Raw genomic sequence first — 13,185 nt, 5'->3', positions numbered from 1 at the left:
GGCTCGCGATCGTCGCGGTCTGGGGTTTCGTGCTTATCCCTATGTGGGTGAGGCATCATGACAGCACGCTGGAACAGCGATCGGCGGAACGTTTCACTACGGCGATGCGCGTCCTGTCACGCCGAGGGGCGTCGCGGCCGGACAGGGAGCTCGCGATGCGGCCGGCTGCTTCTTCTGGTCCGGATGACGACGATCCGGACGACGGTGAGCCGATCCAGGTGACCGGGCCGACCCGGCCCGCCACGTCGGCTCGGCCCGCCACGTCGGCTCGGCCTCCCGGGTCGGCGCGGGCCACGCACGGGTCCGGCGGGAGCCCCAGCGGTGAGTGGCGCGGTGTTCCCGTGGCACGCCCGCCGGCTTCCCCGCCTCGTCCGCATGCCGCCGCCGGCACCAACGCCGACCGGCGGGCGCTGATCCAGCTGCGCAGGCGGCGGCTGTTCGTCCTGCTGGCCATGATCCTGGTGACCGCGCTGCTCGCCGGGCTGCTGGGCGGCGTGTGGATCGCCGTCCAGATCCTGGCGGACGCGGCCGTCGTCAGCTATGTCGTGCACCTGCGCAGGGCAGCCCAGGCCGACCGGCGGCTGCGCGCCTCCCGCTTCGCGCTGGACCGGCGGATCGCCGCCGAGCGCGCCGTCCGGTACGGCTACCGGATGCCCGGCCCAGGTGCCGCCGGCACTGGCCTCGGCGGTGGCGTGGGCGGTGACGCGGGCGAGCCCTGGGTGTCCGGCAGCGAGCCGTTCCGGCTGTCCGACCAGGCCGTGGCTCGCCCCGGCGCGCCCGCCGGCCGAGGCACCCCCAGAGACGATCTTGCGATGGCGAACGCGCAGACGGTGGATCTTTCACGGAGCGCCGCCGCTGCCACCGCCCGGATCACGGCGGCCGGTGGCTCCCCACGAGGGCAGATCCTTGAGGGCGCCGTCATCGACGGCACGGCTGTCGACAGATCCGTTGACGACGGATCCGTGGCCGACGCCCCGGCCGCTGGGAACGTTGCCGTCACCGATGCCGACCTCGATGCCGTCACCGATGCCGACCTCGATGGCTTCGCGGATGCCGACGGCTCTGCGGATGCCGCTGAGACGGATGGCGCCCCGGACCTCGGGCAGGCGCCCGGGCCGGTGGGCGGTGCCCGCCCGGCTGCCCGCGCGGCCGGGCGCCCGAACACCTCCAGGCCGGGTCGAGTGCAGGTCAACCCCCCAGGGACACATGGCGGTCTGACCGCTGGCCCGGCATCGACCGGTCCGGCATCGACACCGGCACCTGGCCCGCAGCAGCCCGCGTCGGGCAGCGACGATCCGGGCGAGGCCGACGAACTGTTGCGCAGGCACGCGGTCGGGAGCTGACCGGTTGACCACCGAGGCATCCCCCACCGGATGCCGCGGCCCCACCGGCGGCCCCGACATCCTCACCGGCGCGGCTGCCCTGCCGAGGCGGCCGCCGGGCCGACGGATGTCGTTCCGGACGGGGCCGCTGTCCTGCGCGGGGCCGTCTTGGGGACGCCCCGCTGCCCGTGGCACCCGTTTCTGCCCAGGTGACCGTTGGGACGGCAGTGAACCATTGGGGCGGCAGTGAGATGTGGCCGCTGATGGTTGCGCGATCGGCGGATACCCTCGATCCCCGGGCACCCTTGTGCCGGGTATCCGGTGAACAGATGGAAGAATCATGACCGATCGGGACCGTGGCACACCCTCGAAGATCGTCGTCTTCGGCGGTGTGCAGATCGACAGCCATGCCACCAGCCCGCCGCGGTTCCGTGAGCGTGACATCCCCGACGTCGAACGTCGGACCGCTGAAGCGCTCGACGCGCTGCGTCCACGGCTGCTGGTCGGCGCGGCGGCGTCCGGAGCCGACCTGGTGGTACTAGCGGCCGCGCGCTCGAAGGGGCTTCCCGTACGTGTGGTGCTGCCCTTCGACGTGCCCACGTTCAGGCGGACGTCGGTCGAGGACCGGGGGCCGCAGTGGTGCCTCCGGTACGACCAGCTGATCAGCTCGTTGAAACCGGACGAACTGGAGATTCTCGACGAGGTCAGGGACTCCGGCGTCTACCACCGGACGAACACACGCCTGCTTGAGCGCGCGGCGCAGCTGCGGCAGGCCCCTGACGAGGAGATCGTCGCACTGGTGCTGCGCCCGGTCGTCTCACATCGGGCGTCGGTGACCGACGACCTCGTCGACAAGGCCAGGCATGCGGGTCTACGGGTCGTAGAGGTGCCGACCCTTGGCTGAAGGCCCTGCGCTGGGGCCTGTGCTGCTGCCCGGGCGGCGGCTGGCGGCCGAAGTACAGAGGGCGCACGCGGCTGGGCTCGTACCTGCGGGCTCCGGCGGCTACACGGCCGGAGCGGCCCGGCGGCGGGTGGCTTGACAGCCCGCGGGAGGCGCTGTCAACCGCGATGGAACTGGCCTAGATCATATGGACTCGTGCTGGGGTGCGCTGTGCATAATGGCTCCGTGACCATGCGCGCGCCCCAGCTTCTCGAGCTGCCTGCCGGGGCTGTCACGCGCACGAACACGGGATGTTGCTGTCCGCGCCCTCGCGTGCGCTGACGTCCGCTTTCTTCTTCCGACGTCCATGACCGCCTTTGCGTCACCGGTCATGCACGCGAGGGCTTGTTAGCCGGAGAAGTCCAGTTCGTTTCGGGAAAATCCTGTCCGTACGGTTCGCAATCGCCCGATTCGACTCGCTGTGGCTGTTTTTGCCCGATGCGCTCCAGCATACGACGCGGTTGCTGAAAGCCGGGCCCGCCGGCAGCACGGACGTCTCTCCGTGACTTGTTCCGCCGCCTGTCATCACCAACGTGAGCGCAAAGGGGCGTCACAGTGAGTAATGACCACCGCGGTCAGCGGTACGGGACGACGCCGGGCAGCTCAGGCTCGCGGGAACCGACGTTCGAGGAGTGGACCGCGAGCCTGCGGGCCGCGGGCTTCCGGCTGTGCCCCCGTAGCTGCGCCGTACCGGTTGAACTGCGTGGACTACGTCCGGACGGGGTCGGGTTCCATCTACGGTGCCGTGGAGTGCGGGTGGAACTGTCGTTGTTCCGCCCCGGCCGCGCGATGTGGCAGCTGCCGTTCTGGGATCCACGATGGATCCCAGAGGAAGGTTTGTCACTCTGGGTAAACTACCCGCTGGACAGCCCCTCATCCGGACGCTGGTCCTCCGGACATCCGGCCCCCTCCCTTCCGAACACGGATAATGGTACGCATACCGGTATCCAGGTGGGCAACGGACATATTTCTGACAGCGTCCGCATGGTGTTCGACCGCGAGGACACACCGGATTTCCGGGCCGTCCTCGACGGCGGCCGGGAATACGGCTGGCGCGGCCACGAGGCAGGGCTCCTGCGGCCCGCCGCCGCGGCAACCTTCTTCACCCGGCTGATGTGCGAGGCGGACCCGGCCGCCGGCCCTGCCTTGACCCCGCTGGTACCCAGGGCGCGCAAGGGTGAGCCATCCCCGGCACCGGCCGCGGCGGGGCAGGAACTGCTCAGCGGGGGCCGTCCACCACATCCGTCCGGTCTGCTGTAAGCTGCAAGTGCTCCAGGGGGTGTAGCTCAGCCTGGTAGAGCGCCTCCCTCGCACGGAGGAGGCCAGGGGTTCGAGTCCCCTCACCTCCACCATCCCGGTCTTACTCGAACCCACTCCCCACAAAGAGTGGCCGAGCAAGCCCGGGACAGTAACCTTATCATCGATCATGGCATCCTCCGCAAGGAGGACGCCACTGTCGTCCCGTCGCTCATACCACCGCCCACCGGTCAGCGCAAACCGCCGCCGCAACCGTGCGCTGCCAACAGCATCCCGGCCGTCCTCGCCGGCCAGTTCCGGATCTTCCGGTGCGGCTGGCATCCCGCCGTCCCCGCTGCCAGTGAGCGACTCGCGGGCAACCTGCTCCACCTCACCCCCGGCACCAGGCATCACCACCCCGCCCCGTGCCTCCCGCCGCAAATACACCACCGTCTCGAACGGCTCCGTCAGCTCGTCGGCCGTCACATACGGCCCCTCACCCTCGAAGTCGATGAACAGCTTGGTGAAGATCGCCTTGTTCAAAATGGCCCGGGTGCGCTTCTGGGCCACCCGGTACAGCTCCTGTGGGTCGGCCAGCAGCTCCAGCATGTCGGTCACGACCTGGTAGCCCACCTGCAGCTCACCATCGGTGTCGTCCAGCTGCCGCTTCAAACTGGCCCGTTCGTCGCGGATGGCCCGCATCCGCCCGCTGACTTTCTCCCGCGGCCAGTCCGGATCGTCCACCAAGTCGAGATAGCGGTCCTCCCGGGCATCCAGCTCCTTGAGGCGCTTGGCGTACTGCGCCCGCAGCTGCCGGGTGTTGTCCGCGCCACTGGCGACGGTCTGGTCCATGGCTGTCCGCAGCCGGTCGCCGACCTCGGCCGGGATGCGCACCTGGCAGTAGTGCCGGAGCACGGCCTCCTCGATCCGCTCCACCACGATGTAGGGCAGATCGCAGGTACGCTCCTGCCGTCCGCGGCAGAAGTAGTAAAAATACTGCCCGCCGTGGCGGCCCTGGGCCCGGGCGATGATCAGCCGCCGTTCGCAGCGGCCGCACCACACCACGCCCTTGAGGTAGTGATCGACCGGGCGTTCACGGCCCTGGACGCCGTGGGTACCGCTGACCGGCCCGAGGCCGTCACCGTCATCCGCGAAGCCGGCCGCCGGCATCAGCCGCCGATCTCCGAGGCCGACACCACCCAGCTCGCCGCGGTCCTGTCCGGGTACAAGCTGTCCTGGCGGGTGACGGCCAGCTGGGGTGGCAGGCCGGCGGTACCGCCGGAAGCCCCCGAAGATCTCCAGCTGCGCTCGCTGGTCGTTATTGACGCCGGCCCGGCCGGGTTCTGGCGGCGGGAAGCGCCGGCCGAGCCGCTGCGCGCCGAGGACATCGACCTTCAGGTGACGGTCCGACTGGTGCCGGTCAGCGCCAGGCAGGTGTGGGCCGGGCTGGTCGATCTGCTCCCGGAATTGCCCTCCCCGGCAGAGCACGTCCGCCGGTAGGGAAACCCAGCCTGGACGGCCAGAATCGATCATTTCTCTTGGCGGGCACCACACTGATCCAACTGTTGCGGTGGAGGAACCAGGCCACCGACATCCGGCACCTCGCCCTCCGGCTCCACCACCATCAGCCGGCCCCCGAGCAGTTCGATCTCCACCTCGACCGCCCGCCGCACCGCAGACGCCGGTGACAAATGATTCACCGTCGGTACCAACACCCCGCACCCCTCGGTGCGCAGCACCGCGTCCAGCAACACCGTCAACCCCGGCCGGATGATCTGTCCCGGCCTGACGTTCCGATCGATGTAGATCTCCACCAGCGCCAAGCCCTCGGCTTCGGCGTACACCGTCAGCCGGTCACGCAGTGCCGCAGTCTCGTCTTCGTCGTCGTGCTGCAGGCTGATGTAACCGTACATCGCAGGACGCGCTGCCGAGTCCTCGTCGTGTCGCGGCCTGGCCGGTCGCGAGAAGCGCTCCTCCATCACACCGGCCCCTCGAAACGGCCACAGCTCCCGCCAGGCCGCTCAGCCCACCGGGCCGCCGTTCCTGGCCACGGCTTCATGCATGATCGTCGGGTGAGGGAAGCTGTATCGTCGGCCGGTTCGTGATCGTGTGTGCTGCTCCGGCTGCGATGACCATCGGTTTGTTTCGCCCGCTCCATCCGGCCCGCCAGCTTCGCCAGCCGCTCCCGCAACCACCGCAGCTCCCCGCTGACCGCCTCGGCGCGTTCCAGCAGGGCGGCGTGCTCCAAAGGCCCGCCCGGCCAATTGCCGGCGCAACGGCCGAGGCCGGCTTCAACCGCCTCCATCCGTTCCAGCGCGCCTTGCAGCCCTAGCTCGATGCTGCGCAACGGCAGCCCGCCCGGCGGTTCCGGCCACGACTCGCAGCCTCCGCTCACCCATCCCACCAGCGTCCTCCCGTCAGCCGATCTTCACGATTCCGGTCCGTGGCTGACGCCCGAGGCCGGGGAGCGGAGGGAACGACGGGCTCGACCCGGCCCCGGGCGCCTGGGGCACACCGTGGCGGACCAGGTCTTCCCGCCCAAGGGGCAGCGGGTTTCCGGATCATGCGCCGGACGCATATTGCCGGGGATGGTTGGCACGCAAAGTGACGGATACACTGCGCTGCCAGAACAGATGATCTATTTCCATCCGGACGGGAACCAGGCCCATGGACCACGCCGCAACTCGGCGCCGCTACTGCCGCTGCGGTGCCCGGCTGGCGCGTGACAACCACGGCGTGCTGTGTGCCCCCTGCCAGCGAGCCGTCCGGGACCGGATCATCCGGGCGCCGGACGTGCCGCCGGATTTCTGGGAGTCGTCCGAGCAGCTACGCGACGCCCTGCATGCCTGGCACATGGGCCGGGTGATCGCCGCCTACCGCAGCCACCCCTACCACCACCCGTCGCTCACCCAGGCCACCGTGGCCGGCTGGATGGGCCTCACCCAGACCCAGCTCAGCCGCATCGAGAGCGGCGCACCGATCACTGATCTTGTCAAGCTCATCCGCTGGGCCGAGGTCTTACGTATCCCCGAGACGTTGTTGTGGTTCAGGTTGCCGGATCGGCGCCGGGAGACGGATGGGCCAGCAGCCACCAGCACTCATGGCCGCTTGGCCGAGGACTGGCACGGCGGCAGGGATCCGCGCCGAATAACCGGCCGCGACGTCCTGCCAGCCGCTACGAACGTCCCGATGGCCGTGGCAGCCGAACATTCGGGGCTTGCGAATACGCTGCGCAACCTACACTTGCCAGAGGAAGTGGTTGCCGCCGCATTGGGGGAGCCCTGGAACGAGCCGCCAGCACCAGCCACGGACGGCCGGGAACCGGCCGTCCGGCCGGATCCGCTCGCCCATGACGGCCTGGTGCGGGTCCTGCAAGCCTGGGCCGACACCGTGAAACGCCGCCAGTTCCTGCTGTCCGTCGGGTGGGCCGCGACTGCGGCGGCCGTCCCCTTGCTGCCCGAGCCCCTGTCGCTGGAACCGGATCGGCTGCTGGGCGCGCTGGGCAACCCGTCGCGGGTCGACGCCGTGATTATCGGCCACATCGAGGAGGTCCTGCGCCGCGCCCTGGGCCAGGACGCCGCTCTGGGGCCGCAGGCCGCGATCCAGACGGTGTTGGACCAGCGCCAGCTGGCCCGGCATCTGCTCGAAGACTGCCCGTCCGATCTTCGTCCCCGGTTGCTGTCGGTCTACGCCGGGCTCTGCCGGGCCACCGGCTGGTTCATCTTCGACCTCGGCGACTTCGATGCCGCCGTGCCGCATTTCGAGGAAGGCCGGACGGCCGCCCACGCCGCCCGCAACACCGAGCTCGGCGCGCTGATCCTGTGCAACCTCGCCCAGACCGCCATCTGGCAGGACCGGCCCCGCCTGGCCGTCGACCACGCTTCGGCGGCTGTGGCCTGGGCCTGGCGCACGCCGGACCACGTCCTGCGGGCCAACGCCGGTGACATCGCTGCCCGGGCCTTTGCGGCGGCCGGCGACTACGACGCCGCCATGCAGGAACTGCACCGTGCCGAAACCGCTCTGGCCGCCGCTGACCGGGTGCCATCGCTCGTTGACTGGTACGACGAGGCTTTCCTGGCCGGCATCCGTGGTCAGTGCTTGCTGAGGCTGGGGCGTCCCGCTGAGGCAGTGGCCGTCATCGGGCCGTCGCTGGCGGCCATGGATCCGGCGGTGTCGGTGCGCAACCTGGCCATGACGACGGTCGACCTGGCGACCGCTTACATCCGGCAGGGTGAGGTTGAGGAGGGGGCCCGGACCCTGGGATGGGCCGGCGAGCTGGCCGTCCGTAACCGATCGGCCCGGCTGGCGACACAACTGCGGGGTGTACGGCGGCAGTTGGAGCTGTGGAAGGACAGCCCGGTGGTGCGCGCCTTCGACGAGCAGGCGGCGGCGTTGGGGGTGTGGCAGGCAGGGGTGTTGTAGCCGGTCGGCTGCGCGGCGATACCCGGTCAAGGGCGGCGAGACGGGCCACGGCCGCCTCGGCCGCAGCGTGTGCTGCCTGGTCGTTGTCTAACCGAAAGATCCATTGCACAATCGGCGTTCATGCTGGCGAACTCCAAGATTTCAGCGTGCCTGCTCACCGCGCCGCCCGACTGAAGTCTTCGGCTGCGTTTGACACACTCGCACCGAGCGCTGTGCCCACCATCCGGCGGTGGCTGGCACGGCAGCAGGTTGCGGTTCCTCGCAATTGTGCGCAGAGAGGCACCCGATACACAGTGGCCCGTCCACCGCAAGAGCAGGAGCACGGTCTTCGCCGAATCCCTTCAGGCACGCAGCCGTGGACAGTTGGTCGGACGGACCCGAGCTCCTGCTGCTTGTCGGCGATCGACAGGTAAATGTAGCACCGTGAACCCTTGTGGGGGTCGCCGCCGCTTGACCAGGCGGTGCGGCCAGCGAGGTGGAGCCCGAGGTTAATTCAACCGAGTGGTTGCGGCGGCGCCCGGCGGGAGAGAGGTTTGAGGGGTCGGGGTCCGCCAGGCGTCGGCAAGTTCGGGAGGGAAACGTCGGCCACTGCGAGTGATGATCACACCGGGAGCAAGTTCGACCTCGTCACCGGGATGAAAGCGCCGGTCAACCTGCGGAGGTAATGGTTCCCAGGGTCCCAGCCGCCCCCGCTTGCCGGCGGTCCGCATCCGGGTGCCGTATCTGCTGATGTCACGGATCAGAACCATGCCCTTTTTGACCGAGACGACCACGTGCTCGCGGCTGACCCTCGGTGCGGCCGTCGAATCCAGCAGGTTGTACAGGGAGATGCCGGACGGAGCAGGGTTACGTCCTACGCGAGTCTCGGAGTCCTCGTTCAGGGTGTAGCGGCCTACGCAAGCACCGTTGACAACGGCTTTGAGCTGCGCGGCGCCTGGGCGCGGACCGTCGTCTAGCAGGGGCGTGCCGTGCACCTCACATGTGGGCACGCCCTGTCGCATGCGGGGCAGAAACACCCGATCGCCACGGCGGATATCATAGAGCGAACAACGGGCTTCCGGGCAGCGCCAGGTTCGCTTGAGTACGTCGATCAGGGGGGTCTGGGAGCCATCCAGCAGACCCTGCTTCTTAAGAGCGGAGAGTTCCATACGGCGGGAGATCTCGGCTGGTGTACGGACACCCATGTCCATCAAGACCAATGTGACGATGCCGCCCGATCCGGGCTCGGGTTTGAGGAACTGCCAGGTGTTCCCCTGAATCCAGGTGTGCTCGAGGCGGTGGTCGACATAATGGTCACTGCTGATGACCTGAAGACCGGTCATGCCGGCAATTTCGAGAACCCGCTCGTCGGCATCATCGACCTCCTCGACCAGGCCGTCGGTGACCCAGCGGCGAAGCCGGCGGACGTCCGCCTGACTTGTGAACTCCCGGTGGCCGCTCAACAGGCTGGTGTCGGCAATCAGATAGACGAGGACGTTGGGATCCCCAGTGAGCTTCGCCAATGCTTGCACCACGAGGTGGAGTCGACGCAGCGATCGTAGCCCCGGTCCTCCGATCGACTGCTGACGCACGACGTTGGAGAGGTCAACCAGGTAGTCGGCCTGGTCCGCTGAGGTCGCCAGGTTACGTTCCATCAAGCCCCCGTATGGCTGAGTGTTGGGTATGGCCGGGTGTTGGATCATGTCCTGTAGGTAGTTACCGGAATCGGTAGTAAACCCGAACCTCGAACGAGATCGACCACTGCCGGTTCAGGGTGGTTCCTGCTTCTGCATCGGTCACCGATACCATCTCCCCTCGGAGATGTCACGGGGGAGGATGATCGCATCAGCACGACCGACGCCAGAAGCTACCTGAGTCCGCTGGGCCTCGACGACCCGCGCGAAGTAGCTGGTTACCGACTGCTCGCCAAGATCGGCGAGGGTGGTATGGGCTCCGTCTACCTCTCGCGTACCCGCGGCAACCAGCCGGTCGCCCTAAAGGTGATCCGCCGCGAGTACGCGCAGGACGCGGAGTTCCGCCGCCGCTTCGAGCAGGAGATCCGGTCAGCACGCCGGGTGCAGGGGTATCACATCGTCCCGGTTGTCGACCACGACACAACCGGGACCTTGCCGTGGCTTGCCACCATCTACGTGCCGGGTCTGTCACTCGACCAGGCGCTCGCTGCGTACGGGCCACTGCCGTTACCCACAGCTCTGCAACTCACCGGCTGCGCGGCAGAAGCGTTGCGCGCGGTGCACGCGGCCGGAGTGATCCACCGCGATCTGAAGCCAGGCAACATCCTGCTCGGCTCCCAAGGGCCCTGGGTAATCGACTTCGGTATCGCGCGGGCCGCCGACGCCACCCAGCTCACCCGCAGCGGTGGGGTCGTCGGTACTCCCCAGTACATGTCACCCGAACACGCCAACGGGCAGCCCCTCACGCCCGCCACCGACATCTTCTCGTTGGGTCTGATCGCGGCAGTCACGGCGACCAACCGCCATCCCTACGGCGAAGGTGCCGCGTACACCCTCGGCACTAAGATCGCCAATACCGAATTCCGTCCCCCGGACCTGAGTGGCTACCCGGAACCGCTGCGATCGATCCTGGAGCGCTGCCTGGCCGCCGACCCGGCCTTGCGGCCCACGCCCGCCGAGCTGGCCGAGCTGTGCGAAGCGGCCTACGGTTGGCCGCTGCGGGACTTCGCCGGGTGGCTCCCCGACCCGTTGGCTACGGAGATCACGCGCCGTGAGCAGGCCTCCCTCCATCTGCCCGAGCCCGAGGTTCCGCCTGCAGCCGCAGGCCCCGGATACGAGACGACTTACATCCCGCAACCATCCCAGCACCCGACACAGCAGCCACAACACGGATCGGCTCCGGCAGGGCAATCGGCCCCGAAGCCGGCTCCAACCCGGGGGCGGAGGACGCCGCTGCTCCTCAGCGCCACCGTGTTGGCCGTCATCGTGGCGGTGGCCGCCACCTGGAAGCTGGCGGGAGGCGAAAACAAGAGTCCTGAGGCGACGGGCGGCAGCACGAGCAGGAACGCCCTAACGACGAGCCAGTCCCAGGCGCCAAGCGCCGGCCCCACCGATGCGGCAGCCGAAACCACGTCCCAGACCGCCACCGCCACGGACCACTACACCGTGATCTTCGAGAGCAAGTCACTCATCATCCGTGCGCCAAGCTCCCGGCAGTACAGCGATGTGAACCTGGACATTCCGAAGATCACGCCCAGACCCGGCTACGCAAGCGGGGACCAAAATGCGTCCGAGATCGAATATGCCGACGCGGTGGAAGTGACGGGAGAGTCAGGCTCTCTGTTGACATTTCTGACACCCACCGGCAAGAGCGACGGCACGACGCCGCAGGCGTGCAAGTCGGGGGCCGAGACCAACGTTCTGCAGTCGCGGATTGTCGGAAAGGATCTAGCGACGATGCTCCCCAAGAACACGGTGCTCTGCACCCTCACCACTGACGACAACCTGGCGATGGTAAAGATCATCAATGTCGTGGCTCGCGGCGACACACTCGACTTCATTACCGAGGCGACCCTCTGGAAGATCTCATAGCTCAACGAATCACGAGCGCCCCTGGATCTCCTGGCGGAACCTCCTGTGCCAAGGGCCACCTCGCTGGCGCCGACATTGAATTCTCGCCCGGGCTGACCGGGGATAACGGATCTTCAACGGTGCGGTCATCCGGCCGCACCCGGTCGGGGGTCGGTCGAGTACAGCCCTTGACCCTATGGTGTCCGTGCGCAACGTCGCCCTGAAGGCGGTAGACCTCGCTACCGACCGCGTCCAACAGGGCGGTGCCGATGGTCTTGTCACCGGCGGCGAACCGCTCGGCCGCCCGCATCCGCACCGTCAACAGAGCCGCGTCCAGCCCGCCCCCCTGTCCGTACCTCATCACCACGACGTACCCAGCGACCGGCGGATGTCAGCTCCGCCATCAACCATTAAAGATCGTCACTCCTCCGCCGGCGGCCTCAACCCCCGCACCAGCTCGCCCGGATCGATCTTCAGCCCCGTCGCCAGCTTCAGGATGTTGTGCAGCGAGATGTTCCGCCGACCGCGTTCCACCTGGCCCACGAAGCTCCAGTGCAGGCCGGCCTCGTCGGCAAGCTGCTCCTGGCTCTGGCCAAGCTCCTGCCGGCGGGTCCGGACCCGCGCGCCGAAGGCCTGCGTCGCTGCCGAGATCGGTGGGGTCACCATGGCGACCCAAGCACATACGCCTAGAACCTCTGAATCCAGAGACGATACATCCCATGCATTTACGTCCCATGACCTTGCGTCTAGGCTGCCACCTGTTGCGGCTCAACCGGCCGCGACCGGACTGGCAAGGCTGGCCGTCAAGCCGCCTCGCCAGATCGTCCTGACGCACCCCGTGAACTCAAAGGAGGCAACCATGACGGCTCAGCTCACCAGGCGCGGTGGCGAAGGCGGCGGTGGCGGTACCGGCGGCTGACGCTGGGAGTGCGACCTACGGCGAAGCCCCGAGCCGGACCGCCCGGCTCGGGGCTTCGCGTCGTCCGAGTATACGTAGCTCCGAGTATCCGAATAGTAGCTTAATGAAATCAGAGTTTGGTATAATTAACTCATAATTATGCAAAGCCCGTTGCAACGCCTCTACAAAACCAAGCTGACCCTGCTGGCCGTCAGCTTCATGTTCGTCGGCGTTGCCCTGATGATCCTGAAATACGATCCGGTGGCCCTCCGGTCCTGGTCCTGGCTGGAGTTGCCGTTACTTGCCGACCTCGGCTCCACCCTCTTCGCCAGCGGCCTGATCGTCGTTGCCTTCGAGTACATCAACGAGCGGGACGCTGACGAACGGGCCAACGAACGCCTGCGCAAGGTCCTGAAGGAAGAGGCTTCGGCCATCCGCGACGCCGTGATCGACGGCTTCGCCTTCGCGCCCGATGCCCTGGTCAACGTGGCCTCGCCGCAGACCCTTGACCGGGTTGTCCGCAACACCCTGGCCATCCAGCTCGGCGACCAAGCCTTGGCCGACGACGTCTACAGCGATCTTCGTACCCAGGTGCTGCGCACTGGCGAACGGCACTTCGACGAGCGCATCTCGGTCAGCCTGACCCCGTGGGAGAAGGGTCCAACCGCCGGCGACGGCGCGATGTTCGTGGCGACGGTGCGCCGGGAGTACCACAGCCGGGGAGTCCAGCCCACCCTGCGCTTCGCCTGCGTGTCGGACCTCGACGAGTACCGGGAACTGCTTCAGGACCCAACCGGCGGTAAGGCCTGGTACTTCGAGCCGGGCAACGGCCATCCATACCAG

General features: G+C 68.0%; 8 protein-coding genes, 1 tRNA gene and 2 pseudogenes. 7 read left to right on the top strand and 4 right to left on the bottom strand.

What is annotated here, in order from left to right:
- The first annotated feature begins 341 nt into the window (after window positions 1-341).
- The 4 genes from NBW84_RS16175 (at window position 342) to NBW84_RS16160 (ending at window position 3,614) form a co-directional block, all read left to right on the top strand.
- Complete coding sequence (locus NBW84_RS16175) at window positions 342-1,343, top strand: hypothetical protein (protein ID WP_250285575.1); 1,002 nt, start codon at window positions 342-344, stop codon at window positions 1,341-1,343.
- A gap of 319 nt (window positions 1,344-1,662) precedes the next feature.
- A complete protein-coding gene (locus NBW84_RS16170; protein WP_250285574.1) occupies window positions 1,663-2,226 on the top strand; it encodes a hypothetical protein in 564 nt (187 codons plus the stop codon).
- 1,020 nt (window positions 2,227-3,246) lie between these two features.
- Window positions 3,247-3,522, top strand: coding sequence for a hypothetical protein (locus NBW84_RS16165; RefSeq protein ID WP_250285573.1), 276 nt, complete (start codon window positions 3,247-3,249; stop codon window positions 3,520-3,522).
- Between the two features lie 15 nt (window positions 3,523-3,537).
- Window positions 3,538-3,614 (top strand) — tRNA-Ala (locus tag NBW84_RS16160).
- An 844-nt stretch (window positions 3,615-4,458) separates the two neighbouring features.
- Here NBW84_RS16160 and NBW84_RS24400 read toward each other — a convergent pair.
- Together NBW84_RS24400 and NBW84_RS16150 are read right to left on the bottom strand one after the other, a co-directional pair.
- Window positions 4,459-4,668 (bottom strand): annotated as a pseudogene (locus NBW84_RS24400) (zinc ribbon domain-containing protein); the annotation flags it as partial.
- 359 nt (window positions 4,669-5,027) lie between these two features.
- Window positions 5,028-5,477 carry a recombinase family protein gene (locus tag NBW84_RS16150; RefSeq protein ID WP_250285576.1) on the bottom strand — a complete coding sequence of 150 codons (450 nt, stop codon included), beginning with the start codon at window positions 5,475-5,477 and terminating at the stop codon, window positions 5,028-5,030.
- Between the two features lie 688 nt (window positions 5,478-6,165).
- On the opposite strand from NBW84_RS16150, the gene NBW84_RS16145 reads away from it, so the two are divergent.
- Window positions 6,166-7,920 carry a helix-turn-helix domain-containing protein gene (locus NBW84_RS16145; protein ID WP_250285571.1) on the top strand — a complete coding sequence of 585 codons (1,755 nt, stop codon included), beginning with the start codon at window positions 6,166-6,168 and terminating at the stop codon, window positions 7,918-7,920.
- Between the two features lie 488 nt (window positions 7,921-8,408).
- Here NBW84_RS16145 and NBW84_RS16140 read toward each other — a convergent pair whose 3' ends face one another.
- Entirely contained in the window at window positions 8,409-9,554 is a 1,146-nt protein-coding gene (locus NBW84_RS16140) for an FHA domain-containing protein (protein WP_250285570.1), read from the bottom strand.
- Window positions 9,555-9,686: 132 nt separating this feature from the next.
- Between NBW84_RS16140 and NBW84_RS16135 the strand changes: the two genes are divergently transcribed.
- Window positions 9,687-11,465 (top strand): protein kinase domain-containing protein, encoded by a 1,779-nt coding sequence (locus NBW84_RS16135; RefSeq protein WP_445548733.1) that lies wholly within the window; start codon window positions 9,687-9,689, stop codon window positions 11,463-11,465.
- A gap of 399 nt (window positions 11,466-11,864) precedes the next feature.
- Here NBW84_RS16135 and NBW84_RS16130 read toward each other — a convergent pair whose 3' ends face one another.
- Complete coding sequence (locus NBW84_RS16130) at window positions 11,865-12,110, bottom strand: helix-turn-helix domain-containing protein (RefSeq protein ID WP_250285568.1); 246 nt, start codon at window positions 12,108-12,110, stop codon at window positions 11,865-11,867.
- Window positions 12,111-12,501: 391 nt separating this feature from the next.
- Here NBW84_RS16130 and NBW84_RS16125 point away from each other — a divergent pair.
- A pseudogene (locus NBW84_RS16125) lies at window positions 12,502-13,185 on the top strand (hypothetical protein); the annotation flags it as partial.

Origin of the sequence: Protofrankia sp. CiP1_Cm_nod2, from assembly GCF_920664355.1 — a bacterium.
Classification (GTDB): domain Bacteria; phylum Actinomycetota; class Actinomycetes; order Frankiales; family Frankiaceae; genus Protofrankia.
The sequence above is the reverse complement of the archived record's forward strand: the minus strand, read 5'-3'. Positions and strand labels throughout refer to the sequence as shown.